16 protein-coding genes are annotated in these 25,975 nt (G+C 67.4%); 2 read left to right on the top strand and 14 right to left on the bottom strand.

The features are described 5' to 3' along the window. Window positions 1–164: 164 nt before the first annotated feature. Window positions 165–1,925: a hypothetical protein gene (locus L324_RS26260; RefSeq protein ID WP_037314141.1), complete on the bottom strand. Its 1,761-nt coding sequence runs from the start codon at window positions 1,923–1,925 to the stop codon at window positions 165–167. Between the two features lie 80 nt (window positions 1,926–2,005). Continuing rightward, window positions 2,006–3,805 (bottom strand): hypothetical protein, encoded by a 1,800-nt coding sequence (locus L324_RS26255; RefSeq protein WP_037314138.1) that lies wholly within the window; start codon window positions 3,803–3,805, stop codon window positions 2,006–2,008. Between the two features lie 638 nt (window positions 3,806–4,443). Between L324_RS26255 and L324_RS26250 the strand changes: the two genes are divergently transcribed. Further along, window positions 4,444–5,250: a M15 family metallopeptidase gene (locus L324_RS26250; protein ID WP_037314136.1), complete on the top strand. Its 807-nt coding sequence runs from the start codon at window positions 4,444–4,446 to the stop codon at window positions 5,248–5,250. A gap of 206 nt (window positions 5,251–5,456) precedes the next feature. Here the strand turns inward: L324_RS26250 and L324_RS26245 are convergent, their stop codons facing one another. The 3 genes from L324_RS26245 to rpoB form a co-directional block, all read right to left on the bottom strand. Further along, a complete protein-coding gene (locus L324_RS26245) occupies window positions 5,457–6,572 on the bottom strand; it encodes a serine hydrolase domain-containing protein (RefSeq protein WP_051174103.1) in 1,116 nt (371 codons plus the stop codon). Window positions 6,573–6,924: 352 nt separating this feature from the next. Next, window positions 6,925–10,836, bottom strand: coding sequence for a DNA-directed RNA polymerase subunit beta' (locus L324_RS26240; RefSeq protein ID WP_037314131.1), 3,912 nt, complete (start codon window positions 10,834–10,836; stop codon window positions 6,925–6,927). A gap of 85 nt (window positions 10,837–10,921) precedes the next feature. Beyond that, the gene (gene rpoB / locus L324_RS26235) at window positions 10,922–14,422 is read right to left on the bottom strand and encodes a DNA-directed RNA polymerase subunit beta (protein WP_037314128.1); all 3,501 of its coding nucleotides are present in this window, start codon (window positions 14,420–14,422) and stop codon (window positions 10,922–10,924) included. A 639-nt stretch (window positions 14,423–15,061) separates the two neighbouring features. Between rpoB and L324_RS26230 the strand changes: the two genes are divergently transcribed. After that, window positions 15,062–16,300 carry a hypothetical protein gene (locus tag L324_RS26230; protein WP_037314125.1) on the top strand — a complete coding sequence of 413 codons (1,239 nt, stop codon included), beginning with the start codon at window positions 15,062–15,064 and terminating at the stop codon, window positions 16,298–16,300. 195 nt (window positions 16,301–16,495) lie between these two features. Here L324_RS26230 and L324_RS26225 read toward each other — a convergent pair whose 3' ends face one another. The 9 genes from L324_RS26225 to L324_RS26185 form a co-directional block, all read right to left on the bottom strand. Then, on the bottom strand, window positions 16,496–17,494 hold the full coding sequence (locus tag L324_RS26225) for a hypothetical protein (protein ID WP_037314122.1): 999 nt from the start codon (window positions 17,492–17,494) through the stop codon (window positions 16,496–16,498). An 84-nt stretch (window positions 17,495–17,578) separates the two neighbouring features. Then, window positions 17,579–18,112, bottom strand: coding sequence for a hypothetical protein (locus L324_RS26220; protein WP_037314117.1), 534 nt, complete (start codon window positions 18,110–18,112; stop codon window positions 17,579–17,581). 31 nt (window positions 18,113–18,143) lie between these two features. Then, window positions 18,144–19,409, bottom strand: coding sequence for an MCE family protein (locus L324_RS26215; RefSeq protein ID WP_037314115.1), 1,266 nt, complete (start codon window positions 19,407–19,409; stop codon window positions 18,144–18,146). After that, entirely contained in the window at window positions 19,409–20,614 is a 1,206-nt protein-coding gene (locus tag L324_RS26210) for an MCE family protein (RefSeq protein WP_152547004.1), read from the bottom strand. The genes L324_RS26215 and L324_RS26210 overlap by 1 nt, the downstream gene beginning before the upstream one ends. Further along, on the bottom strand, window positions 20,611–21,789 hold the full coding sequence (locus L324_RS26205; RefSeq protein ID WP_037314113.1) for an MCE family protein: 1,179 nt from the start codon (window positions 21,787–21,789) through the stop codon (window positions 20,611–20,613). Before L324_RS26205 ends, L324_RS26210 begins: the two co-directional genes overlap by 4 nt. After that, the gene (locus L324_RS26200; protein WP_037314170.1) at window positions 21,786–22,772 is read right to left on the bottom strand and encodes an MCE family protein; all 987 of its coding nucleotides are present in this window, start codon (window positions 22,770–22,772) and stop codon (window positions 21,786–21,788) included. Before L324_RS26200 ends, L324_RS26205 begins: the two co-directional genes overlap by 4 nt. Next, complete coding sequence (locus L324_RS26195) at window positions 22,769–23,800, bottom strand: MCE family protein (protein WP_037314107.1); 1,032 nt, start codon at window positions 23,798–23,800, stop codon at window positions 22,769–22,771. The genes L324_RS26200 and L324_RS26195 overlap by 4 nt, the downstream gene beginning before the upstream one ends. Continuing rightward, window positions 23,797–25,140 (bottom strand): MCE family protein, encoded by a 1,344-nt coding sequence (locus L324_RS26190; RefSeq protein ID WP_081736473.1) that lies wholly within the window; start codon window positions 25,138–25,140, stop codon window positions 23,797–23,799. The genes L324_RS26195 and L324_RS26190 overlap by 4 nt, the downstream gene beginning before the upstream one ends. Further along, complete coding sequence (locus L324_RS26185) at window positions 25,137–25,973, bottom strand: MlaE family ABC transporter permease (protein WP_037314104.1); 837 nt, start codon at window positions 25,971–25,973, stop codon at window positions 25,137–25,139. Before L324_RS26185 ends, L324_RS26190 begins: the two co-directional genes overlap by 4 nt. Window positions 25,974–25,975: the final 2 nt, after the last annotated feature.

Below are 25,975 nucleotides of genomic sequence, written 5' to 3'. Positions count from 1 at the left end.
CGGGACCGGCAGCGGGTCGGCCGAGGCGACCCCACCCGCCAGTCCGGACAACGCGCCCGCCACGGCGAGCGGCAGCAGCACACGAGCCGCGATTCGCTTCATTTTCATTTCCCTTTCTTTCGTGGAAATCGAGCCTTACCGCTGCTGGAATCGAGCGGAATCCTTCACCGCAGCACCGAACTGATCGGCACGATCGTGCCGTCGGGGATCCACTGCCCCGCGTAGTCGCGGTGGGCGATCATCCCGGCGGGGTGCGGTTCACCCGGGTACATCGGCATGGCGTTGACCTGCGCCGCGGCGAAGATCTGGACGTCGCCGTTCACCGACGTCCATTGGCCGCCCAGCCAGTTCCGGAAACCGCCGAGTGTGGGGCTTTCGCCGCCGAAGGCGTTGTTCGCGGCGACCGCGAAGCTGACGGCGACCTGCTCTCGCGGGTCGAACCTCAGTGGCACCGAAGAACTCGCGACCGAGTTGACGATCGGCCCGTTGAGCAACCACGGCGCGAGGTACAGGCCGTACTGGTGGGTCGGTTTGAGCCGCTGGGACTCGGCCGCGCGGGTCATCGCCGTGTAGCCGCCCGCCCAGCCCGACACCACCAGCAGCGCGGTGTTCGGGCCCGCTTCGGCCTGAACCGGGAGCCCGGAACGAGCGGCGGTCTCGCGGACCAGTTTCGCGGCGGCGACACCGCGCGGCGAGTCGTCTTCGACAAGGGTGAGCGCGGAAGGCTTGCGCCCGGCGAGAAACTCGACGAGTTTCACCAACGAACCGCTGTCCTCGCCCGAAAGCGCGTCCGACGGGCACGACGTGAGGACGTCGCGACGGTCGGCGATCAGGCCGCCCAACGCGGCCGAAGCGCACTCGGGCGCTTCCGTGTCCGCGATCTCGGGCCCCTGCTCCTCACCCGCGTCGACCTCGATCGTCGCCTTCTCCCCGCCACGGCTGATGATCAGGTCACTACGTCCCTTCGGCAGGTCGACCTCGGCCCAGGTGCCCTCGGCACCGGGACGCACGATGGCCTTGCCGATCAGGCCGCCTTCGACGCCGGCGGACAGGTCGTCCCCCGCGCTCGCCGGGAAATGGACGAGGTTCCTGCCGGGTCGCTGCGGGCTCACCAGCACCGGGAACCGCTGGTTTCCGACGGAGGCGTCGGCGAGCAGCGGAACCCCGGGAATCGGAAGTTCAGGTGGTCGGGGAATGGCCGCGAGTGCGCTCCAGGCAACGAAACCGACGGCGACGGCGCCCGCGCCGAACCGATAGGCACGGGTGGAATCCTTGTCTGACAAGAAGAATCCAGCGACGGCGGTGGCGACGACCGGAAGCACGGTGATCACCAGCAACGTGATCCCGAAGAAGGTTCCGTAGACCCGGCGGTCGAACCCGAGTCCGGACGAGAACAGCTGGACCGCGCCGGCGACGACGAGAAGTCCGCCGAGCGTCAGGGAAAGCGGGCCGAGCCGGAAGTTCGTCTGGCGCCATCGCTCGGCGGGCACCCAGACGGAAAGAACGGTGACGCCGAACCACAAGGCCGCCGCCGCGACGTAGACGGTGTCGATGGCGAACTCGACACCGGACCGCCCGAGCGAGGTCTCGAGCACCACCAAAGCGGCCAGCGCGAGGGAAGCCCACCGGACGGCCGACGGCCACCGCACCAGGACGGGAATGGCCAGCGCCAGCACGATGTGCACGGTCAACGCGATGGCGTTGACGTCGGTCGCGAAGGCGGAAACCGCCGCGAGAATGGCGGAAACCCCGCCGAGCCCGGCGATGGTGAGAGACAGGCGCCGGGGAAGTTCACCCACCAGCGGACGCAGAATCCCGGTTCCGGCAAGGAAAGCGGTCGCCAGCAGGAGCCCGAGCCGGAGCAGGATCAAGGCGATGCCGACCCCGGGCGAACCCGAACTCGCCGGTATGACGTGGTGATCCATGGGGACCTTCCGGAGCGAATCGGCGGAACCGGGGGTGACGGGGTGCGCCCGCCACCCCCGGCCTTCCGCGCCGAGCAGGGTTATTTGAGATCCGCGTCCGCTACGACGAACAGTTCGGAGTGCGGCTTGGCGTTGCCGAAGGACCCGTGCGGCCAGGTCTTCCGGTTGAAGTTGATCCCGACCTGTCCGGTGAACTCGTCCCGGAAGTTCTGGTCGACCGCGATCTTCCCGTCCTCGCCGAGGTTCAGCAGGTTGACCTTGTGGTCACCGTCCAAACCGGACCGTGCGACGAAGTAGTTCGACACCGCGAGGTGCCGCGGCTTGTCGGTTTCGTGGTAATAGCCGTCGTCGCCGAGCACGAAGTTGTCGTACGCGCCCCAGTGCGGCCCACCACCCGACGTGCCCGGGTTGATCGGCGCCGCGCCGACGACGGTCGGCAGGTCGCCGCCACCGCCCTGCTGGGACTTCTCCTTCGTGTCGATCCGGCCGTCGATGTCCTCGACCTTGTCGCCCGCGGCGACGAGCTTCTGGATGTCGAGGACGTACACACCACCCGTGGTGCCGGGGTCGTCCGGGCCGAGCGCGCCCTTGGAGCGTCCGGTGATCGCGCGGTAGAGGTACTTGTCGTCGGGGCTGGTCTGGATCCAGCCGCCGTTCGAGCCACCACCGTTGGAATCGTTGTTCGGGTGGATGGCCTTGTTCGCGGCACCGTCGTCGAACACCTGGATCCAGTGCGGTTCCTTGGCGGTGATGTCCGGTGTGTAGAACACCGCGCCGCCCTGCATGGTCTGGGCGAAGGCGCCCTTGTGGCCGGGCAGGTTGGTCACCGTCGTTTCCATGACCGCGCGGCTCTCGGCGTGCAGCGGGTCGGCCGGGTCTGCCCTCGGACCGTCCGGCAGGTACGAGACCGCCTTCAGCTTCGGCTTGTTGCGGTCGGAGATGTCCCAGGTGCGGACGGTCGGGCGCCGCAGGTACGGCGACGGCTGCTTCACCGGGTCGAGGATGATGTTGCGGGGCTCGGCGTAGTCACTGGTGACCAGCGTGTTGAGGTCCTCGCGAGCCTGGATGCCGTGCGGGTTGGCGCAGGTCGGCTTGTCCAGTTGCGGAAGGTTGTCGCACAGCTTCTTGTTGTCGCCCTGCGGCGTGGCCGCCGGGGACTCGGAAAGCACCTGCGCGTTCTGGTCGAAGCGGACGACCTCGCCGGGACTGCCCGCGAAACCGTTGCCCACCACGGTGGACCCGTTGGCGTAGGTGTGCGGGCCGGGCACGACCGGCCCGCCCATGTAGGTCCCGTACGCCGTGCCGTCCTTGAGCACCCAATACGCGTCCGGCACGGAGCCGCCGAGGGTCTGGGTCGGGAGGCTGACGCCCTTGAGCTTCAACTGCGGCAATGCGGAGACGTCGAAGGCGTACGTCGCGGCGGCGAACAGCGCACCGGCGTAGATCGTGTCCCCCTTGTGCCACACGTACTGCATGTGGTGCGGTTCGTTCTCGACGAGGGGTCCGACGGTGGCGGTGTTGACGACCTTGCCGTAAGTCGGCGAACCCTGCGTCGCGTCGATCACGGCGAGGAAGTCCGGACCGGGCAACGCGTTCTTGATCTTGTTCAGACCGCCGCCGAGCGAACCCGGCAGGTTCTTGACGTCCTTGACCAGGGTGTCGGCGATGTTCTCGTCACCGGCCCAGACCAGCAGCCACTTCTTGCGCTTGTCATCGGCGCTCCGGGCCGCCGCGACGTCCTTGGTCACCAGATGGTTCTGGACCCAGTACTCCTTGCCGTCCGCCGCCTTCTTCGCGTCCTTGACGACCTGGACGTCGGCATAGGCACTCGTGGACGAGCCGGTATAGGTCACCGTGCCCGCGGCGAGCGCCGCCGCCATGGCGCCTATCACCACTTTTCGCCACTTGGGCGAGTTGGATAGCATTCTTTCTCCCTGTTTTCGCTACCGAAGCGCCAGACAATTGGCACACCTCTCCCCTCTTTCGCGCAGGCGTCACCGGCGCGGATCAGGGGAAAGCGATCAGCCGCCGGTTCGAGCAGGAAACCGTTGCGGCATAGTGGAAATCGTCAGCGCACGCCGAAGTGGCGCATCCGTTTCGGATGCTCGAATTGCCCGGGACGCGACGAGTCGTAAAAGGTCAGGAATCCATACACAGCGCGCTTGCTTGCTGCCGCAAGTCAACGTGCCGACGCCACACCAAGGCGACTGGGGATTGCATGGGCGAAATACTCGTGCGAAGCAGTCAGAGTGTCAATCTTGTGATCAAAGAATGGGACATGCCACGACCGGGTGAAATTCCCACAATGCGGATGGGCTGTTAGGCCGAACGGGTGGCGATCTTCCGAGTAGTGGGAACTAGGCCACCTGGCCGTACTACAGCAGGTCACAACGGACCAGTAACCTGCTCTCACCGGCTCTGCGGACGTTATGTGTTCGTTATGAACTCTCGGGAACTATCCCTCGGCACCGCACGATCGGCGGGTCCGAGAAACTCGTCAACACGGTAAGACGGGGCCATGCCCAAGACGATCAGGCGGGCGCTGGCCGTTGCCGTCCTCGCCGTGCTCACCACGTTTCCCGCACCCGCGCAGGCTTCGGAGAAGACGGCGCCGCCGGAGTTCGTCGCGCTCTCGGACGTGGCGCCGACGATCTTGCACGAGATCCGGTACCACGGTCGGCACAACTTCGTCGGCCGGAAGATCGACGGATACGTCCAACCGCTGTGCCTGCTGACCCGGCAAGCCGCGGAGGGACTGCGCGTGGCCCAGCGACGACTGCTGCGGCAGGGCTACACGCTCAAGGTGTACGACTGTTACCGGCCGCAGCGCGCCGTCGACCATTTCGTCCGGTGGGCCAAGGACCTCTCCGACGAGAGGATGAAGGCGGAGTTCTATCCGAACGTGGCGAAGGACCGGCTGTTCGCCGACGGGTACATCGCGGAGAAGTCCGGGCATAGTCGCGGGAGCACGGTGGACCTGACGATCGTGAAGCTGCCGCCACGGCCCCAGCGGCCCTATCGCCCGGGTGAGGCGCTGATGCCGTGCTTCGCGCCGGACCGGTTCCCGGACAACATGGTCGACATGGGGACTGGGTACGACTGCTTCGACACGCTCTCGCACACCGACGACCCGCGGATCACCGGCGAGGCGCGGGCGAACCGGCAACTCCTCAAGGGCACCCTCGCGACGGCCGGCTTCCGGAACCTCGCCGAGGAGTGGTGGCACTACACCCTCAACGCGGAGCCGTTCCCGGACACCTACTTCGACTTCCCCGTCGCCCGGCACTCCCTGACCTGCGCCCCCTCCCCCACAGATCGCGATTAGGGGGCGAAACGCAAGTCAGCGCACCCGGGTGCCGGATCGCCTTTAGCCCGCGAAACGCAGGTCGCCCTGCCCCCGGCACCCGATCGCGATTAGGGGGCAAAACGCACTCCCTCTGGGGGCCTGGGGCGCGACTTGCGTTTCGCCCCCTAATCGCGATCCGGGGCAGGGAGGTGCGTTTCGCGGGCTAAAGGTGATCGGGGCGGGGGTCAGGCGGGGCTGGTGAGGGCGAGGTGCTTGAGGGCCGCCACTGCCTCATCGATGGGGTGCGGCGTTCCCTCGGCGTCCGGCTTGCGCCAACGCGCGAGGTTCATCGCGGCGGAGAACTGCCGCTCACCGTCGACGCTGGTCCAGGACAGCGTCGAGGCTCCCCAAACCGTGCCGTCATGGCCCCAGAAGGTGCCGTGCCCGGGGATCTCGGTCTTGTCGAGACCGAGGCCGTAGTCGACCAGCTTCCCGTTCTGCCTGATGACCGGAACGAGACGCTGCATCTCGGCCAGGGAAGACGGGCTGACGATCTCGCCGCCGAGAAGCTTGCGGTAGAAGCGGTTGAGATCCTCGACGGTCGACACGAGGCCGGCGCCCGTCGTCACCCAGGACATGTCGTAAGTGCTGTAGTCACGAGGCGGGTCGATCAGCCCGAACAGCGCTTCGTACATCCGCGAGTGCGGTTCCTCGATCCACGCGACGGAGGGAAACCCGGTGTGCATGAGGCCCGCGGGCTCGATGATGGCCCGGTGGATGTGCTCCTCGACCGGGGTGCTGGTCAACTGCTCCAGCAGTTCGCCCAGGAGGAAGTAGTTCGTGTTGGAGTACACCCCCGGCGTGCTCCCGGGCTCGCCGGTGGCGGGTGCGCCGACGCCCAGCGCGATCAACTCGGCCGGGCGGAACTTCCGGTAGCGGTTGTCGTCCAGGCTCCCGGGCGCGAATTCCTTGAGCGACGGGAAGGCATGCGGCAGGTACTCGGCGAGGCCACTGGTGTGGTTGATCAGCATCCGGACCGTGATCTCGCGGCCACGCTCACCGGGGACCAGCCGCGGCAGGTGGTCACCGATCGGCGCGTCGAGCGCGGTTCGCCCGGCCTCGACCTGCTGCAGCACCGCGGCGGAGACGAAGGTCTTGGTGATGCTGCCGACGCGTTGCAGCATCTCTGGCTCGACGGGGCGGCCGGTCTCGAGGTCCGCGACACCGGAGGCACCGCGCCAGACCCGCTCGCCCGCGCGCACCTCGGCGAACACCCCGGGCACCCCCGCGCGGTGGACGTCGTCCAAAGCGGACTGGAGCTGCGCGAAGGCCGTGTTCTCATCTGTCGTGAGGGAATCCATGCCGACCATCCTTTCGGCCGGCACCCCCGAGATCGCCCGCCAACCGTCGCGCATCCAGGCGGATACCGCACCGATCGTCGCTCCCCGGACAGGTCGACTTTCGCGGGCTAACCGCGATCCGGTCGGTGGGGGGGCACAGGTCGCGTTTAGCGGGCTGAACGCGATCCGGTCGGTGGGAGCACAGGTCGACTTTCGCGGGCTAACCGCGATCCGGTCGGTGGGGGGGCACAGGTCGCGTTTAGCGGGCTAAACGCGAGCGGGGCGGAGCGGAGCGGGGGCGCAGGGGTGGAGGGCGGGAAAGCGAAGCGCCCCTGGCCGGGGGCCAGGGGCGCTTCGGTGGAGCGGGGGTGGATCAGCGGAAGTCGCGGCCGAAGTCGTAATCGTCCAGCGGCACCGCGGCACCCGGGGTGGAGCCGAAGACATCCGGGGTGTAGTAGCCGTCGTCGTAGGACGGGATCGCGTAAGCGGCGACCCGCGCCTCCTCGGTCGGCTGCACCTGGATGTTGCGGTACTTGTTGATCCCGGTACCGGCCGGGATCAGCTTACCGATGATCACGTTCTCCTTGAGGCCCACGAGCTTGTCCGAGCGGCCGTTGATGGCCGCGTCGGTCAGGACACGCGTGGTCTCCTGGAACGAGGCCGCCGACAGCCACGAGTCCGTGGTCAGCGAGGCCTTCGTGATCCCCATCAGCACCGGGCGACCCGAAGCGGGCTCGCCGCCCTCGGCGACCGAAGCCCGGTTCTTGGCCTCGAACTTGGTCCGCTCGGGCAGTTCGCCCGGGAGGAAGTCCGTGGCACCGGAGTCGATGATCGTCACCCGGCGCAGCATCTGCCGGACGATGACCTCGATGTGCTTGTCGTGGATCGACACACCCTGCGCCCGGTACACCTTCTGGACCTCGTCCACCAGGTGCATCTGCGCCTCGCGCGGCCCCATGACCCGCAGAACCTCGTGCGGGTCCGGGGTGCCCTCGAGCAGCTGCTGGCCGACCGCGACGCGGTCACCGTCGCCCAGCGGGCCGTTCGGGGTGTTCGCGAGCCGCTGACGCTTGGACAGCTTGTCGAAGACGATCTCTTCGCTGCCGTCGTCCGGGATCAGCGTGATCTTCCAGAACCGCTCGCTCTCCTCGATGCGCACACGGCCATCGACATCGGCGATCGGCGCCTTGCCCTTCGGGACCCGGGCCTCGAAGAGCTCCTGGACACGGGGCAGACCGGTCGTGATGTCGTCACCGGCGACACCACCCTGGTGGAACGTACGCATCGTCAGCTGCGTACCCGGCTCACCGATCGACTGGGCCGCGACGATACCCACGGCCTCGCCGACGTCGACGAGCTGACCGGTCGCCATGGACCGGCCATAGCAGGTGGCGCAGATACCGACGGCCGACTCGCAGGTCAGCACCGAACGCACCTTGACCTTGGAGATCCCGCTCGAGATGAGCTTGTCGATCGCCGGGTCACCGATGTCGTCACCGGCGTTGAGCACGACGTTGCCCTTGGCGTCGACCGCGTCGGTCGCCAGGTTCCGCGCGTACACGCTGGTCTCGACGTGCTGGTCGCGCAGGACCTTGCCGTCGCCGAGGTCCTCACCGATCGGCATGTTGATACCGCGGGTGGTGCCACAGTCGATCTCGCGGACGATGACGTCCTGCGACACGTCCACCAGACGACGGGTCAGGTAACCCGAGTCGGCGGTACGGAGCGCCGTGTCCGCCAGACCCTTACGGGCACCGTGCGTCGCGATGAAGTACTCCGCCACCGACAGGCCTTCACGGAAGTTGGCCTTGATCGGACGCGGGATGTACTCACCCTTCGGGTTCGACACCAGACCACGCATACCGGCCAGCGACCGGACCTGCGTCATGTTGCCCGCCGCGCCCGACTTCACGATCATCGCGATCGGGTTGTCGTCCGGCAGCGCCGTCTCCATGATCTTGTGGACCTCTTCGGTGGCCTGCGTCCACACCTTGACGAGCTCGTTGTTGCGCTCGGCGTGCGACAGCTGACCACGCTGGTACCGCTTCTCGACCTGGTCGGCCTTGCCTTCGTACTCGTCCAGAATGGCCTTCTTGCCCGTCGGGACCAGCACGTCGGAGATCGCGACCGTGACGCCCGAACGGGTCGCCCAGTAGAAACCGGCGTCCTTCAGGCGGTCCAGGGTCTGCGCGACCTGGGTCATCGAGTAGCGCTCGGCGAGGTCGTTCACGATCAGGGCCTGACGCTTCTTCGGCATCGGCTCGTTGATGAACGGGTAGTCCGCCGGCAGCAGCTCGTTGAACAGCACGCGGCCCAAGGTGGTCTCGGCCAGCCAAGCCTTGCCCGGCTCCCAGCCCTTCTCCGCGAGCGCCGCTTCGTCGGCCTTGGCGGGCTGACGGTCGGTGATGCGGATCTTGACCGGGGCGTGCAGGCTCAGCGCCTTGCGGTCGTACGCCATGATCGCTTCGGCGGGCGAGGAGTAGGCGTTGCCCGCACCCTCGGCCTTGTCGTTCAGGCGGGTCAGGTGGAACAGACCGGTCACCATGTCCAGACGCGGCATGGCGAGCGGGCGGCCCGACGCCGGCGAAAGGATGTTGTTCGCCGACAGCATCAGGATGCGGGCCTCGGCCTGCGCCTCCGCGGACAGCGGGAGGTGCACGGCCATCTGGTCACCGTCGAAGTCCGCGTTGAACGCCTCACAGACCAGCGGGTGCAGCTGGATCGCCTTGCCTTCGACCAGCTGCGGCTCGAAGGCCTGGATACCGAGGCGGTGCAGGGTCGGCGCACGGTTCAGCATCACCGGGTGGCCGGTGATGACCTCTTCGAGCACGTCCCACACCTGCGGGCGCGAGCGCTCCACCATCCGCTTGGCGGACTTGATGTTCTGCGCGTGGTTCAGGTCGACCAGCCGCTTCATGACGAACGGCTTGAACAGCTCGAGCGCCATGTCCTTCGGCAGACCGCACTGGTGCAGCTTCAGCTGCGGACCGACGATGATGACCGAACGGCCGGAGTAGTCGACACGCTTGCCGAGCAGGTTCTGACGGAACCGGCCCTGCTTGCCCTTGAGCAGGTCGGACAGCGACTTCAGCGGGCGGTTACCGGGACCGGTGACCGGGCGGCCGCGGCGGCCGTTGTCGAACAGCGCGTCGACGGCCTCCTGCAGCATCCGCTTCTCGTTGTTGACGATGATCTCGGGCGCGCCGAGGTCGATCAGCCGCTTCAACCGGTTGTTCCGGTTGATGACCCGGCGGTAGAGGTCGTTCAGGTCGGAGGTGGCGAAGCGGCCACCGTCGAGCTGGACCATCGGGCGCAGGTCCGGCGGGATCACCGGGACGGCGTCGAGCACCATGCCGCGCGGGTCGTTGCCGGTGGCCTGGAAGGCCGCGACGACCTTGAGCCGCTTCAGCGCGCGGAGCTTCTTCTGCCCCTTGCCGTTGCGGATGGTGTCGCGCAGGCTCTCGGCCTCGGCCGCGACGTCGAACTCGGTGGCCAGCTTCTGGATGGCCTCCGCGCCCATGCCGCCGGTGAAATACTCGCCGTAGCGGTCGACGAGCTCGCGGTAGAGCAGCTCGTCGGCGATCAGCTGACGGACGTCGAGCTTGGTGAAGGTCGTCCAGACCTCCTCGAGACGGTCCAGCTCGCGACCGGCGCGGTCACGCAGCTGACGCATCTCGCGCTCGCCGCCTTCCTTGACCTTGCGGCGGACGTCGGACTTGGCGCCCTCCGCCTCCAGCTCGGCCAGGTCGGCTTCCAGCTTCTGCGCCCGTGCCTCGATGTCCGCGTCACGCTTGGTCTCGAGGTTCTTGCGCTCGACACCGATCTCGTTCTCGAGGGTCGGGAGGTCGTTGTGGCGCAGTTCGGTGTTCACGCCGGTGATGACGTAAGCAGCGAAGTAGATGATCTTCTCGAGGTCCTTCGGCGCCAGGTCGAGCAGGTAGCCCAGGCGGGAGGGAACACCCTTGAAGTACCAGATGTGGGTGACGGGAGCGGCCAGCTCGATGTGGCCCATCCGCTCACGGCGCACCTTGGCGCGGGTGACCTCGACGCCACAGCGCTCGCAGATGATGCCCTTGAACCGAACCCGCTTGTACTTACCGCAGTAGCACTCCCAGTCCCGGGTCGGGCCGAAGATCTTCTCGCAGAAGAGGCCGTCCTTCTCGGGCTTGAGCGTCCGGTAGTTGATGGTCTCCGGCTTCTTGACCTCGCCGAAGGACCACTGACGAATGTCGTCGGCGGTAGCGAGACCGATGCGGAGCTCATCGAAGAAGTTGACGTCCAGCACGTCTTTACATCCCCTTGGGGTTGATGCGACTAGAGGAGTTGGCGAGCGGAGGCGGGAGCCTGAGTGGCCCCCGCCTCATCGCGGATCAGTGCACGACGTCGTCCACCGAGGGCGACTCGTTGCGGGACAGGTTGATGCCGAGGTTGGCCGCGGCACGCTCGAGGTCCTCGTCGTCGGAGTCGCGCATCTCGATCGCGGCACCGTCGCTCGACAGCACCTCGACGTTGAGGCACAGCGACTGGAGCTCCTTCAGGAGCACCTTGAACGACTCGGGGATACCCGGCTCGGGGATGTTCTCCCCCTTGACGATGGCCTCGTACACCTTCACGCGGCCGACCACGTCGTCCGACTTGATCGTCAGCAGCTCCTGCAGCGTGTAAGCCGCGCCGTAGGCCTGCATCGCCCAGCACTCCATCTCACCGAAGCGCTGGCCACCGAACTGCGCCTTACCACCCAGCGGCTGCTGCGTGATCATCGAGTACGGACCGGTGGACCGGGCGTGGATCTTGTCGTCGACGAGGTGGTGCAGCTTCAGGATGTACATGTAGCCGACGGCGACCGGGTACGGATACGGCTCGCCGGAGCGGCCGTCCAGCAGCGTGGCCTTGCCGTTCTGCTTGACCATGCGCTCACCGTCGCGGTTCGGCTTGGTGGCGCCGAGCAGGCCGGTCAGCTCGTCTTCCTTCGCACCGTCGAACACCGGGGTGGCGGTGTTGGTGCCGGGGTCGACGTCGTAGAGCTCCTCGTTGAGGTTCTTCGCCCACTCCGGGTTGCCCTCGATCTTCCACCCCTGCGACGCCAGCCAGCCCAGGTGGAGTTCCAGGACCTGGCCGATGTTCATACGACGCGGGACACCGTGGGTGTTCAGGATGATGTCGACGGGCGTGCCGTCCTCCATGAACGGCATGTCCTCGACGGGGAGGATCTTGCCGATGACACCCTTGTTCCCGTGGCGGCCGGCGAGCTTGTCGCCCGGCTGGATCTTCCGCTTCTGGGCCACGTAGACCCGGACCAGTTCGTTGACGCCCGGGGGCAGCTCGTCGTCGTCCTCGCGCGAGAACACGCGGATGCCGATGACCTTGCCGGTCTCGCCGTGCGGCACCTTCAGCGAGGTGTCGCGGACCTCACGGGCCTTCTCGCCGAAGATCGCGCGGAGGAGGCGCTCTTCCGGGGTCAGCTCGGTCTCACCCTTGGGCGTGACCTTGCCGACCAGGATGTCGCCGTCGCGGACCTCGGCACCGATGCGGATGATGCCGCGCTCGTCGAGGTCGGCCAGGACCTCCTCGGAGACGTTCGGGATGTCCCGGGTGATCTCCTCGGCGCCCAGCTTGGTGTCGCGGGCGTCGATCTCGTGCTCCTCGATGTGGATCGACGTGAGCACGTCGTCCTGCACCAGGCGCTCGGAGAGGATGATCGCGTCCTCGTAGTTGTGGCCCTCCCACGGCATGACCGCGACGAGCAGGTTCTTGCCGAGCGCCATCTCACCGTTCTCGGTGGACGGGCCGTCGGCGATGACCTGACCCTGCTCGACCCGGTCGCCCTCGTTGACGATCGGGCGGTGGTTGAAGCAGGTGCCGTGGTTGGAGCGACGGAACTTGTACAGTCCGTAGCTCTTCCGCGTGCCGTCGTCGTGCATGATCGTGATCAGGTCCGCCGAGAGCTCCTCGACGACACCGGCCTGCTCGGCGACGAGCACGTCACCGGCGTCGACCGCGGCACGCAGCTCCACCCCGGTGCCGACGTACGGCGCCTGGTTGCGGAGCAGCGGCACGGCCTGGCGCTGCATGTTCGCACCCATCAGGGCGCGGTTCGCGTCGTCGTGCTCGAGGAACGGGATCATCGCGGTCGCGACCGAGACCATCTGCCGCGGCGAGACGTCCATGTAGTCCACGTCGAGCGGGTCGATCAGCTCGACCTCGCCGCCCTTCTTACGGACCAGGACACGGTCTTCGACGAAGGTGCCGTCGTCCGAGATCGGCGCGTTCGCCTGCGCCTTCACGAAGCGGTCTTCCTCGTCCGCGGTGAGGTAGTCGACCTGGTCGGTGACGCGGCCCTCGACGACCTTGCGGTACGGGGTCTCGATGAAACCGAACGGGTTGACCCGCGCGTACGAGCAGAGCGAACCGATCAGGCCGATGTTCGGGCCTTCCGGCGTCTCGATCGGGCACATGCGGCCGTAGTGCGACGGGTGGACGTCACGGACCTCCATGCCGGCGCGCTCACGCGACAGACCACCGGGGCCGAGGGCGGACAGACGACGCTTGTGCGTCAGCCCCGACAGCGGGTTGTTCTGGTCCATGAACTGCGACAGCTGCGAAGTACCGAAGAACTCCTTGATCGCCGCCACGACGGGACGGATGTTGATCAGGGTCTGCGGCGTGATCGCCTCGACGTCCTGGGTGGTCATCCGCTCACGGACGACGCGCTCCATCCGGGACAGACCCACGCGGATCTGGTTCTGGATGAGCTCGCCGACGGTGCGGAGACGACGGTTGCCGAAGTGGTCGATGTCGTCGGTCTCGACCGGGATGACCTGGTCGCCGACGGTCGCCTTGTCCTCGCCGGCGTGCAGCCGGACCAGGTACTCGATCGTCGAGACGATGTCCTCTTCGGTCAGCGTCCCGGTGTCGTACGGCGTGGTGAGGCCGAGCTTCTTGTTCAGCTTGTACCGGCCGACCTTGGCGAGGTCGTAGCGCTTCGGCTTGAAGAACAGGTTCTCCAGCAGCGTCTGCGCGCTCTCCTTGGTGGGCGGTTCGCCCGGGCGCAGCTTGCGGTAGATGTCGAGCAGCGCCTCGTCGGTGCCGGCGGTGTGGTCCTTCTCGAGGGTGGCGAGCAGCGTCTCGGAGAAGGAGAAACGCTCGCGGATCGCCTCGGTGGTCCAGCCGAGCGCCTTCAGCAACACGGTCACCGGCTGACGGCGCTTGCGGTCGATACGGACACCGACGGTGTCGCGCTTGTCGACGTCGAACTCGAGCCACGCACCGCGGCTCGGGATGACGCGGACGTTGAAGACGTCCTTGTCCGTGGTCTTGTCGACGCTGGTGTCGAAGTACACACCCGGCGAACGGACCAGCTGGGACACGACGACACGCTCGGTGCCGTTGATGACGAAGGTGCCCTTGTCGGTCATCACCGGGAAGTCGCCCATGAAGACCGTCTGGCTCTTGATCTCGCCGGTGTTGTTGTTCACGAACTCGGCGGTCACGAACAGCGGGGCCGCGTACGTCATGTCCTTGTCCTTGCACTCCTCGACGGAGGCCTTGACCTCGTCGAAGCGCGGGTCGGAGAAGGACAGCGACATGGATCCGGAGAAGTCCTCGATCGGCGAGATCTCGTTGAGGACCTCTTCCAGGCCGCCGACCGGGTTTTCTTCACCTTCTTCGACGCGGCGTTCGAACCACGCCTCGTCGCCGGTGAACCATTCGAAGGACCTGATCTGCACGTCGAGCAGGTTCGGGGTGTTGAGCGGCTCGCGAATCTTTGCGAAGGAGACCCGCTTGGGGGCTCCCGGGATTCCCGTGGACTCCGAGCGAGATACAGCCGAGGTGGTCGCAGCAGTGGCCTGGTTCGCGGGAGAGACTGCCAAGATGCGTCCTTCCGGGGACAATGAGCGGTGAGCAGCCGCGTCAGCAACAGCTGATGCGGACTGTCAAGGGTGCCGTGTGCCCACTATCCTAACTACCGGCTCCGGGCAGCCTGAAAGAGGGCAGCGCAAAGAAGCAGTCTAGCCCGAACGTCGCGGTCTGTCCAGGGGGCGCTCCCGATGGGGCCCAGCCTGCATCGCAACGTCTTCAGGTATGCCTCTCCTCGGCTTCCCCGGGGCCGTCCCTCCCGCAAGGGAACCGCCGGTTCTCGCCGTTGCCAGTAAGCGTGACCCCACGCGGGCTCGTAGTCAAGATGCCGCGCGGTGGTCCCGCCGGTTGGCGCAGCGTCGAAGAGGTCGCGCGGAGGGTGACGAACAGGACGCGCGTCCGGTTACCGCCCGGTACCCGCAGGTGACGGCGTCGGCCCGCCGACCTGCGTTTAGCGGGCTAAACGCGATGCCGTCGGCGCCTGTTCCGGAGAGTCACCAGGTCGGGGCGCGGGCGGCCGGCGAGGTGACTTCCGTGGGTCTGTCCGTGTGACCGTTGTGGCCGGTGCGGCTTCTGGGGCGGCGCACAGGAACGCCCCCGGATCGCGATCAGGGGGCTGAACGCGATCCGCCGGACGGTGTCAGACTGGGCCGATGGTCCAGACGCGCGAGGACGAGCCGGCCTTCGACAGCACCCCACCGATGTCGCCGGTAGCCGTGCCACCGGAGGCCGAGCTGCGCTTGGCCGCCGAGCGAAGTCCGGTACTTCAGGAACTCCGCGGCTTCGTCGCCGGTTTGCCCGAGCACAACGAGCCGCGGACCGGCCCGGTCGGTCGCTGGGCCGAGGATTGCGGCCTCATTCGCGTCCTCAAGGGCTCGTACGTACCGGTCAAGAAGAACGCCGGCCTCCTCGAGGATCCGCTCGCGCTGTGGGAGCGGGCGTTTTCGACGGTCGGCGCGGCCGCGTACGACCTCGCCGGAGAGAAGTCCGACGAGTTCGCGGCGCTGTTCCCTCAGCTGGTTTCGGCGCTTTCCCTCACCCTGTACCGGTCGGGCGACGTGCCGGTGCCCGTCGAGCTCGCCCTCGGGGTCCTCGCGGAGATGTTCGAACGCGCTCCCGAGCCGAGTCCCGGTCTCCGCTACGCGACGACCGTCCTGCTGGAGCTGCTGAACCGGCTCGGCGCGATCGAGCAGGACACCATGACCGACCCGGACTTCCTGGCCAAGGTCGCCGACATCAGCGGCAACCCGGATCCGGACCCGACGCTGATCAAGCTCACCCCGCTCACGGTGTGGGCGACCAACCGGGAACTCCGCGAGGCCGGGGTGGCCGCGCCGATCGTCGGCGAGGTCGCGGGCGAGCGGCTCGACAAACTGGGTTCGCAGCTCCTCGACGCCCCGCCGGAGATCATCGACGCGGAGATCAAAGCCTGGGCTCGGCACCGCTCTCCCCTTGACGCGGCGACCGAAGCAGGCGAGTTCCTCCGGGTGGCGACGAGCCCGTCCGAACGGCTGCTCGCCTTGATCGCGCTCGGTGAAACCGGAGGACACGGCCTCGAGACCGCCGCCGGGATCCGCGGGGAGGGTGGCCTGCCCGGCGCTGTCGCGGCGATGTGGCTGTCGGAACGCGGGGCGATCGGTCCCGATTCGGTCGACCGCGACGAGGTCCTCGTCGGGATGACCGACCACTTCGCGGCGATGCATCAGCTCGGCGCCTTCGTGCACCAGCTGGCCGAGATGGACGACGGATTCGACATCGTCGACATGCTGACGTCCTCCGACCACCCCTCGACACTCGAACTCCTCGACGTCGTCGCCACGGACCATCCGGACCGGGTGATGGCCAAGAAGGCGAGGAAGGCCCGCTTCAAACTCCGGTCGCGTGGCCTCTGACGCTCGTCGAGGTACGCCCAGGTCAGCGCGCCGACGCGTCGCGATTAGGGGGCGAAACGCAAGTCGGCGCGCTCTGGCACAAGGGGGCGGGCACCTAGCGCCCAGAGCGCGTTCAGCCCGCTAAACGCGACGTGGTGGCTCGGGAGGGGACCGAGCCGCGGCGTCACGATTAGGGGGCTAAACGCAAGTCGGGGGCTACTTGGAGGGGGCCGGCGAGGCGGGGGGCGCGGCAGGCGCCGAGGAGGCGGCCGGGTTGGCCGGAGCGGAGTAGGTGTTCATCGCCGTGATCTTCCACTTGTCGCCCTGCAGCTCCGCGTTCAAGTGCAGCTGCGCGCTCCCGGCGGTGGTCTTGTTCGTGTCGGCCCGCGTCGAGCTCTGGTCGACGAACACCATCACGTCGGCCCGGTCACCCTCCAGCCGGATGACGGCGCTGCGGGTGACCTTGCACGTCACGACCATCTTCTGCTGCGGGGCCAGCCGCTTGACCTCGCCCATCAGCAGGTTGTACTTCGCCCGCACCTCGTCGTTGACCAGCAGATCGGCCGCCGCGGCCTCGGTCTTCGCGATGTTGTTGTAGTCGTACGAGAACAGGGCCTCGGTCGCCTTCGAGACCTGGTCCTTGACCTGCGACGTCTTCGCGACGTCCAGCAGCGCGGTGTTGTTCGTCGAGCTGGTCACGTCGTCCGCTTGGATCTTGAACAGCACCGCGGCCCCGGCCAGCAGCAGGCCGACGACGACCAGCGCGCCCGCCAGGATCAGCTGCCGCGATACCGGCTTCTTCGACTCCTCGGAGCCAGAGTCGGCTTCAGAGGCAGGGTCGGAATCAGAGGCGGAGTCGGCTTCGGCGGCGACCTCGGCTTCGGCCTCTTCGATGTCCTCCGGCTTCGCCTTGGCGACCGCACGAGCCTTCGCCCGCGGACTCGGCTTCGCGACAACCTCGTCTTCAGCGGCCTCAGCGCTCTCAGGAGCCTCGACAGCCTCCGGTGCCTCCTCGACCTCTACCGGCGCCTCGACAGCCGCCACCTCGGCTTCGGCAGCGGGCTCAGCGACGACCTCGGGAGCAGGCGCAGGAGCCGGACGCGGAGCAGGCCGCGGCGAAGGACGGCGGACCGGCGCCGGCGTCTCGACGGACTCGGCCTCGGGCGCGGGAGCCGCGTCGACGGGCGAGGCGCCGGGCCGGCGCAGACCGGCCACCCGGGGGCGGCGCACCGGCGGGGTGCTGCGAGGGGGCTGGCGGCGGGAGGGGGGCACTACGTGGCTCCGTTCTAGGTGACGCTCTTACTGACCGGCCGCGACGAGGGGCACGTTGCTGATCCCGGAGACCTTCCACTCCTCGCCGACCCTGGTCATCGAGACTTCCAGGCGCATCGGCTTGGAGATCACCTTGTCGCCCTGGGTGACCTGTGTCGAGATGGCGGCGAGGAAGCTCGTCTTGCCCTCGTGGTCGTCGAGTTCCTCCACCGCGATGTCCTGGATGGTGGTCACGACCTTGGTCTTCGCCTCACCGAGCGCCTTGCGGTAGCTCGGCTCCAGCTGGATCAGCTCGTCCGTCATCTTCTTGTCGGAGACGGCCTTCTGTTTGGCGAAGTACCCGTCGAGGTCCTCGAAATCGACCTCGGTGTAGGCCTTGATCGCGGTGCCACCGGCCTTGACCACGTCGTCCCGCGTCCGCGCCAGGTCGGCGTTGTCGTCCGCGGCCGCCACCGCCCACTGGATCCCGAACAGGCCCGCGGCGAGCAGGGCGGCCAGCGCGAACGCCGCGGCGCCCAGCAGCAGCGTTCGCGGCGAGGTCCACGATCGAGAAGAACTCATGACACTCCAGGGTAGGTATGCGGTCTGGGGCTCAGCCGGGCAGTCCCAGCAAGGCGCCGAGGCTGGCCAGGCTGACCCCGGGGCCCTGAAGGACACTCGGCATGCCCTGCGCCGCGCGCAGGCTGGCCAGCTCGTCGGCCGACCGCCCGGCGTTCGCGGCGACGTCGCCCTGCGACGGGATCTGCGGGACCCCGTTGTACGGCACGTTCTGCGAACCGCGCACGTTGATCGGGCTGCCCTTCGGCTCGGCGCAGTACGCGTCGTCCTTCGGCGCGCGCGGCGTCGTGTCGGTGCCTTCGCGGTACTTGTCGAGGCCGATGTAGCCCTTCGTGCACGAAGGCGGGTTGAACAGGTTGAGCGCGAGCCCGAGGTGCGCGGTGCCGTCGTTGGCGACCGTGTTGGCGCCCGCCGCGAGCATCGGGTAGGTCACCAGCCCCTGCTCCAGCCCGTCGAGCCGGGTCACGAGCAGGTTCGACGTCGTGAGCAGGTTCGCCGTCAGCGCGCCCAGCCCGGGTCCGGATTCGGCGAGCACCGAGCTGATCTGGTTCGCCACCTGCGGGGTGATCCCGATCAGCTTCCGGATGTCGGCGTCGGAGTTCTTCAGCGTGCCGGACAGCTTGTTGAGATCCGCGCTGAACGACTTCATCGAACTCGCCATGTCGTTCTGCGTGTCGAGGACCTGCCCGCCCTTTTCCAGCAGCTGGATCGTCTGCGGCAGGTACTCCTGCGCGGTCGTGGTGAAGCTGCGCGCGGTGTCGAGCAGCCGCTGCAGGTCCGGGCCGGTGCCGTTGAAGGCGTTGTACGACTCGTCGACGACCTTGCGCAGCGAGTCGGTCGGCACGGACGCCGCGAGGCTGTCGAGGTCGCCGATGAGCTGCTCGGTGGGCACCGGGGTCTTGACCTTGCCCGCCGGGATGACCGAACCCGGCTGCAGGAACGGTCCGTTCTCGCCCTTGGGCCGCAGGTCGACGAACTGCTCGCCGACCGCGGACCGGTTCGCGACCACGGCGTCCAGATCGGCGGGCACCTGCGGGGCGTCGGGCGCGATGTTGAGGTCGGCCTCCAGCCCGGTCTTGGTCAGGCGCAGTTCGCCGACGCGGCCGATGTTGAAGCCGCGATAGGTGACCTCGGCGTTCTGGAAGATGCCGCCCGACTCCTTGAGTTCGAGCTTCACCGTGTAGCCCTCGTCGCCGAAGACCGAGCCGAGCCCGGCGAACCGGATCAGCGCGTACACGATGGCGACCACGGAGATGACCGCGAACAGGACCAGCTGGATCTTCGTCCTCCGGACCAGCATCAGCCCGCACCTCCCGACAGCAGGCCGAAGATACCGGCGGGTCCGGTCTGTTGCGGCTGTCCGCCGCCCTGCGGCGCGCCCGCCTGACTGCCGGCGACACCCCCGACGCTGTCCGGGATCGGCAGCGGCGGGTTCACGCCCGGCCCCTCGGTCCCGCCGGTCAGCCCGGGCACCGGGACGACGTCCTGGAGCGGGTTCTGACGGCTGCGGCCGAGGTTCTTGAGGATCTCGTTCAAGTTCAGGTCGACCTTCGCGAACAGGTTGAAGTAGTCGCCCTTGACGCCGTCGTAGGCGGCGTCGCTGAACGGGAAGGTCAGCAGGATCTCCAGCGCCTTGGGCAGGTCCGAGCCCGCCTCGCCGAGCTTCTGCAGCGTCGGCTGCAGTGCTTTGAGGTCGGCGACGAGGTCTTCCTTGCTCTTGTTGACCGTGTCGACGGCGACACCGGAGAGGTGGTTGAGCGCGTTCAGCATGGTCACCAGCTGACCGCGCTGCTGCTCCAGCACGCCGAGCCCGGGGCCCAGGTTGTCGACCGCGCCGACCAGCTTGTCCTTCTGCCCGTTCAGCGTGAGCGAGAGCCGGTTCAGCCCGTCGAGCGCCCGCGTGATGTTCGCGGACTGCTTGTCGAGGTTCGTGACCAGCTGGTTGGTGTTGTTCAGCAGCGCCTTGAGTTCCGGCGAGCGGCCGCTCGTGGCGTTGTTGAGTTCCTTGGTGATGGTGTTGAGCTGTTCCACCCCGCCGCCGTTGAGCAGCAGCGAAAGCGCGCCGAGCAGCTCTTCGACCTCGACACTGCGGTTCGTCCTGGCCAGCGGGATCACCGCGTTGTCGGCGAGTTTGCCCTGGCCGTCCGCGGGGGCGGCCAGCTCGACGTACTTCTCACCGAGCAGGCTCGACTGCCTGACGTTGGCCATGGCGTTCGCGGGGAGCTTCACGTCGCCGTTGACCCGCAGGGTGACCTCGGCGTTCCAGCCGTCCGGGGTGAGCCCGATGGCCTCGACACGGCCGATGGACACCTCGTTGACCTTCACCCCGGCCTGCGGCGTCAGGTCGAGCACGTCCCGGAACTGCACCTTGACCGTGTACGGGTGGTCGCCGAGTTCGGCGCCGCCGGGCAGCGGGATGTCGTAGATCCCGCTGAATCCGCACCCGCTCAACGTCAGCGCGGCGACCGTTCCGGAAGCGATGAGTGCGAGAGACTTCTTGATCATTTCGCCGCCGTTCCATAGAGCTGACCGGCGATGGGCAGCGGAAGCGGCGGCAGCTGGCCCGCCTGCGACGACTGGATGACCTGCGCGATCGACGGCAGCGGCACCAACCCGTCGACCAGTCCGGCGATCCCCTTGCACGCGTCGCCGAGCGCGTCGAGCGCGTCCGGGGTCTGCTTGAGCAGGTTGCACACCATCACCAGCGGCGGCTGGGTGAGCTCGTTGAGGTTGGCCCGCGCGTCGAGCGTGCCCGACGACGCGTTGTAGGTGTTGACCAGGTTCCCGAGGCCGACCGGGGCGACGTCGAGGATCTCGGCGAGCGCGCCGCGCTGGTCGACGAGCACCTTGGTCACACTGGCCAGCTTGTCCACATTGGACTTGAGCCGGTCGCGGTTCTTCTCGATGAACGCCTGCACCGCGGTGAGCGTGTCGGACAGCTGCTTCACCGTCGCGGCGAGGTTCTCCCGCTCCCCCGCCAGGAATCCGCTGACGTCGGCGAGCTGCCGCTCGAAGTCGCGGACCTGCGAGTCGCTGTTCACCAGCGTCTGAGAGAAGGAGCCGAGGTTCTCGACGGTCTTGAACAGGTCGTCCTTGTTCCCGGACAACGTGCCCGCCGCCTGGCCGAGTTTGGTGATCGTGTCGTGCAGCGCCTGCCCGTTGCCGTCGAAGTTCTTCGCGGCGGTGTCGAGCAGGTTCGACAGGGAACCGTTCTTGTTGGCGCCGTTGGGGCCGAGCGACTTGCTGACCCGCGAGAGGCTGGCGGCGAGTTCGTCGACCTCCAGGGGCACCTCGGTGCGGTCGAGGCCGATCACGGCGCCGTCCTCGATCCGCGGGCCGCCCTTGTAGGCCGGGGCCAGCTGCACGTAACGGTCGCTGACCAGCGACGGCGCCACGATGATCGCCTTCGCGTCCGCGGGCACCGCCACCGAACGGTCGTACTCGAGTTCGACGCGGACCTGGTTGCCCATCGGCTGGATCTTGGTGACCGTGCCCATGTCGACGCCGAGCATCCGGACGCCGTTGCCCTCGTAGAGGCCGACGGCACCGGCGAAATAGGCGGTCAGGTGGTTGCGGCCGGCGTCCTTGAGCGTCCACCACAGCGCGCCGGCGACCACCAGCGCGAGCACGATCGCGATGGTGACGCCGCGGGCGAGGCTCTCTCCGAGACGGGTACTCATTTCTCGTAGCACCCCTTCTCGTTGATCGGGCCGAACGACGGCAGGACCAGACCGCAGATGTAGTTGTCGAACCAGCGACCGTTGCCGATCGTGTTCGTGAACACCCGGATGAACGGCGCGAACCGCGCGATGCCCTGGCCGAGGGCGTCCTGGTTGCGCTGCAGCATCGAGGTCAGCTGGTCGAGCTGGGTGAGCACCGGGTCGAGCTGCGCGTCGTTGTCGTCCACCAGGCCCTTGAGCTGGGTGGCGAGGGTGCGCGAGCCGTCCAGCAGCGCGGAGATCGCGTCCTTGCGGCGGGACACCTCCCCGAGCAGCTTGTTGCCGTCGGCGAGGAGCTTCTGGAACTCGGCGTCACGGTCGACGAGCGTCTGCGAGACCTGCCGCGTGTTGGCGAGCAGGTTCGCCAGCTGCGTGTCCCGCGAAGCGATCGTGTCCGAGAGGCGCGAAAGGCCGTTCAGGGCACCCTTCACGTCCGCCGGGGTGTCGGCGAAGGTCTCCGAGATGACGTCAAAGCTCTTCGCCAGCTGAGCGGTGTCGATGTTGTCGACGGTCTGCGAAAGCCCGCGGAAGGCGTCGAGGACGTCGAACGGCGACATCGTGCGCTCACGCGGGATGGTCGCGCTCGGGTCGAGTGTGCGCTGGCCCTGCGGGTCGAGCGCCAGGTACTTCTGGCCGAGCACCGTCTTGATCTTGATCGCCGCGCTGGTCTTGTCGCCGAGCCAGGCGTCCTTGACCTTGAAGGAGATCCGGACCTTGTCGCCGTCGAGCTTGATATCGGAGACCTTGCCGACCTTCACGCCCGCGACGCGGACGTCGTTGTCCTTCTGCAGGCCCGAGGTCTCGGAGAAGTCCGCGCTGTAGGTCGTCCCGCCGCCGATCACGGGCAGGTCGTCGGAGTTGAGCGCGGCGAGGAAACCGAGCAGCAGCACCGAGATGCCGACCAGCGCGATCGGGATGGGATTGCGTTTCTGGAACGACTTCATGCCGTGCACCTCGCCCGGTTCACCGGCAGCAGCGGCAGATTGATCGGTTCGTTGATCAGCGGAGGCAGGGCGACGGCCCCCTTCAGCTCACAGGCGAAGAAGTTGAACCAGGAACCGTAGTCGGCGGTGCGGGTCAGCGCGGTCACCTTCTGCGGCAGGAACTGGATGAAGTGCTCGACGATCGGCTGGCTGTCGTTGAGGTTCTTCGACAGGGTGCCGAGCGCCGCGATGTCCTGCTTGAGCGGCTCGCGGGCCTCACCGAGCAGGCCGGACGTCGTCTGCGCGAGGGTGCCGAGCGATTCGATGGCGTCACCGATCGGCTCGCGGTCGGCGGCCAGCCCGGAGACCAGCTTCTGCAGCTTGACGATCAGGTCGTTCAGCTGCGGCGTATGCGCGTTGACCGTGTCGAGCACCGAGTTCAGGTTGTCGATGACCTCACCGATCACCTGGTCCTTGTCGGAGATCGTGGTCGCCAGCGACGCGGTGTGCTGCAGCAGGCTTTCGATCGTGCCGCCCTCGCCCTGCAGGACCTGGATGACCTCGTAGGACAGCTTGTTGATGTCGTCCGGGTTGAGCGCGGTGAACAGCGGCTTGAACCCGTTGAACAGCTGCGTCAGGTCGAGCGCGGGCGTGGTCCGCTCCAGCGGGATGTTCCCGCCGGGCTCCAGGTTCTTGCCGGAGGAGTCGGTGCCCTGCCCGAGCGAGACGTAGCGCTGGCCGACCAGGTTCCGGAACTTGATCTGCGCGGTCACCCCGGCGGGCAGCTTGCGGCCGGCGTCCACTTCGAACTCGACCTCGGCCTGGCGCCGGTCGACGATGCGGACGTCCTTGACCTGCCCGACCCTGACCCCCGCGATACGGACGTCGTCGTTGGGCAGCAACAAGGTCGCGTCACTGAATCGCGCCTTGTAGGCGTTCGTGCTGGTGGTGTTGATGTTGGCGATGCTGATCCCGAGGATCGTCGTGAACAGCACGGTGATCACGACGAAAGCGCAGAGCTTGATCAGCGGCGCGAGAAGTCCCCTCACTGGACGTGCACCTCCGCTCCGCGGTAGAGCGGGCCGACGAGCAGCGAGCCCCAGCCGGGCATGTCCGAGGCGGGCATCCCGACCTGCGGGCCGACCAGCTGCGCGAGGAAGTCGGCTTCGGAAGCGCCGTAGGACGGGTTGCCGGCGGGCGCGCCGCCGCCGTTGCCGTTGTAGCCGCCGTAGTTCGCGAAGTTGTTGGACGGCGAGAGACCGTCGTTGGCCGACCGGGCGGGCGCCTTGACCGTGCTGCCGTCCTTGATCGGGCCGTCCGGCGGATACTGCGGGAACGGGTCCGGGAACTGCTTGAGGTCGTAGCACCGCGGACCGCGTTTGTCCTCGAACCTCGGCTCGTCCTTGCCGGGCAGGTACGGGCCGCGGTTGACGGTGATCTCGATGGTCGCGTGCAGCCCGGGCCGGTCGGTGCCCTTGCCGAGGGCCTTGTCGATCTTCGGCAGGTTGTCGGCCATCTGCCCGATCACGCACGGGTACTCCGGCGAGTACTTCGCCAGCAGTTCCGCCGTCGGGCGGGCGGTGTCGGCGAGGCGGATCAGGTTGTCGGCGTTGTTCCGCAGGAAGGTCTGCAGGTCCACCGAGGCCTGGGTGACACTGCCGTAGAGGTTCGACAGGTTCAGCTTCTGGTCGGCCACGGTGCGCGCGGTGGTGCTCAGGTTGTCCAGCGTCTGCACCAGATCCGGCGCGACGGCGCTGAAGTTGTCCGAGAACTTCGCCAGTTCCTTGAGGTTCCGCTGGAGCTGGGGTTCGTGCGGGTTCAGGTCGCCGACGTAGGTGCCGAGCTGCGCGAGGGTGTCGCCGAGCTGGTCGCCGCGGCCGTTGAGCGCGGTGGAGATCGCGGACAGCGTGCTGGAGAGCTTCTGCGGCTGGACGGCCTGAAGCACCGGCATCAGGTGGGCGAAGGCCTGCTCCAGTTCGACCGCGCTGGACGTGCGGTCCTGGGTGATCACATCGCCCTCGGCGATCGTCCTCGCCGACGGTGCGTCCGGGATTTCCAGGGAGACGAACCGCTCACCGAACAACGTCTTCGGCAGGAATCGCGCCGAAACGTTCTGCGGGATCAGTTTCGCCGACTCCGGTTTGAGCGCGAGGGTGAGTTCGGCGCCGTCCGGCGTCGCGGCGATGTCCTGCACCGAACCGACGATGAGACCGCGGACCTTCACATCGGACTGCTTCAGCAACTGGTTCCCGATGCTGTCCGATTGGAGCTTCACACTCACCACGGGCGTGAACGCCTTTTCGTACAACGCGACGCTCAGCGCCACTCCGCCGACGATCACGGCGACGAGCAACAGGCCCAGCAGCCTGCGCCGGATTGTCGCGATCATCCTGCGATCCTCACCGTGACGTCGGTTCCCCAGATCGCGAAACCGATGAAGAAGTTCATGATGGACACCGTGACGATGCTCAGCCGGACCGCCTTACCGACCGCCACGCCGACACCGGCGGGACCACCGGAGGCCCGGTAACCGAAATAACAATGGGACAGGATGATCAAGACGCTGAACAACAGCACCTTGATGAACGAATACAGCACATCCTGTGGAGGTAGGAAAAGGTCGAAGTAATGGTCGTAGGTACCCGCTGACTGGTTGTAGATGTAGATAACGACCAACCGGGACGCGAGATACGAACTCAGCAGGCCGATGACGTACAGCGGGATGACCGCGACGAAACCGGCGATGATCCGCGTGGTCACCAGGTACGGCAGGCTCGGGACGCCCATCACCTCGAGCGCGTCGATCTCCTCGGAGATCCGCATCGCGCCCAGCTGAGCGGTGAACCCTGCGCCGACAGTCGCCGAAAGCGCGAGGCCCGCGACCAGCGGCGCGATCTCGCGGGTGTTGAAGAACGCGGTGAGGAAGCCGGTGAAGGCCGACGTGCCGATCGAGTTCAGCGCCGAGTAGCCCTGCAGGCCGACGAGCACACCGGTGAACAGGGTCAGGCCGACCATCACGCCGACCGTGCCGCCGATGACCGCGAGCGAGCCGGAACCGAAGCTCACCTCGGCCAGCAGCCGCAGGACCTCTTTCATGTAGCGGCGCAGCGTCCGCGGCGTCCACAGCAACGCGCGGCCGTAGAAGGACATCTGGTCGCCGAGTGTGTCCAGAGTCTGCAGTGGACGATTGGCGACCCGCTTGGCGCCTTGGAGGAAGGTCATCC

Source organism: Amycolatopsis orientalis DSM 40040 = KCTC 9412 (assembly GCF_000478275.1).
Taxonomy (GTDB): domain Bacteria; phylum Actinomycetota; class Actinomycetes; order Mycobacteriales; family Pseudonocardiaceae; genus Amycolatopsis; species Amycolatopsis orientalis.
The sequence above is the reverse complement of the archived record's forward strand: the minus strand, read 5'-3'. Positions and strand labels throughout refer to the sequence as shown.

Bases quoted from the DNA above. Each gene is read 5' to 3' on its own strand.
- L324_RS26260 (WP_037314141.1), bottom strand. From the start codon at position 1,925: ATGGATCACCACGTCATACCGGCGAGTTCGGGTTCGCCCGGGGTCGGC.
- L324_RS26215 (WP_037314115.1), bottom strand. From the start codon at position 19,409: ATGCTGGTCCGGAGGACGAAGATCCAGCTGGTCCTGTTCGCGGTCATC.
- L324_RS26250 (WP_037314136.1), top strand. From the start codon at position 4,444: ATGCCCAAGACGATCAGGCGGGCGCTGGCCGTTGCCGTCCTCGCCGTG.
- L324_RS26190 (WP_081736473.1), bottom strand. From the start codon at position 25,140: ATGATCGCGACAATCCGGCGCAGGCTGCTGGGCCTGTTGCTCGTCGCC.
- L324_RS26205 (WP_037314113.1), bottom strand. From the start codon at position 21,789: ATGAGTACCCGTCTCGGAGAGAGCCTCGCCCGCGGCGTCACCATCGCG.
- L324_RS26200 (WP_037314170.1), bottom strand. From the start codon at position 22,772: ATGAAGTCGTTCCAGAAACGCAATCCCATCCCGATCGCGCTGGTCGGC.
- L324_RS26185 (WP_037314104.1), bottom strand. From the start codon at position 25,973: ATGACCTTCCTCCAAGGCGCCAAGCGGGTCGCCAATCGTCCACTGCAG.
- L324_RS26230 (WP_037314125.1), top strand. From the start codon at position 15,062: ATGGTCCAGACGCGCGAGGACGAGCCGGCCTTCGACAGCACCCCACCG.
- L324_RS26245 (WP_051174103.1), bottom strand. From the start codon at position 6,572: ATGGATTCCCTCACGACAGATGAGAACACGGCCTTCGCGCAGCTCCAG.
- L324_RS26220 (WP_037314117.1), bottom strand. From the start codon at position 18,112: ATGAGTTCTTCTCGATCGTGGACCTCGCCGCGAACGCTGCTGCTGGGC.
- L324_RS26255 (WP_037314138.1), bottom strand. From the start codon at position 3,805: ATGGCGGCGGCGCTCGCCGCGGGCACGGTGACCTATACCGGCTCGTCC.
- L324_RS26210 (WP_152547004.1), bottom strand. From the start codon at position 20,614: ATGATCAAGAAGTCTCTCGCACTCATCGCTTCCGGAACGGTCGCCGCG.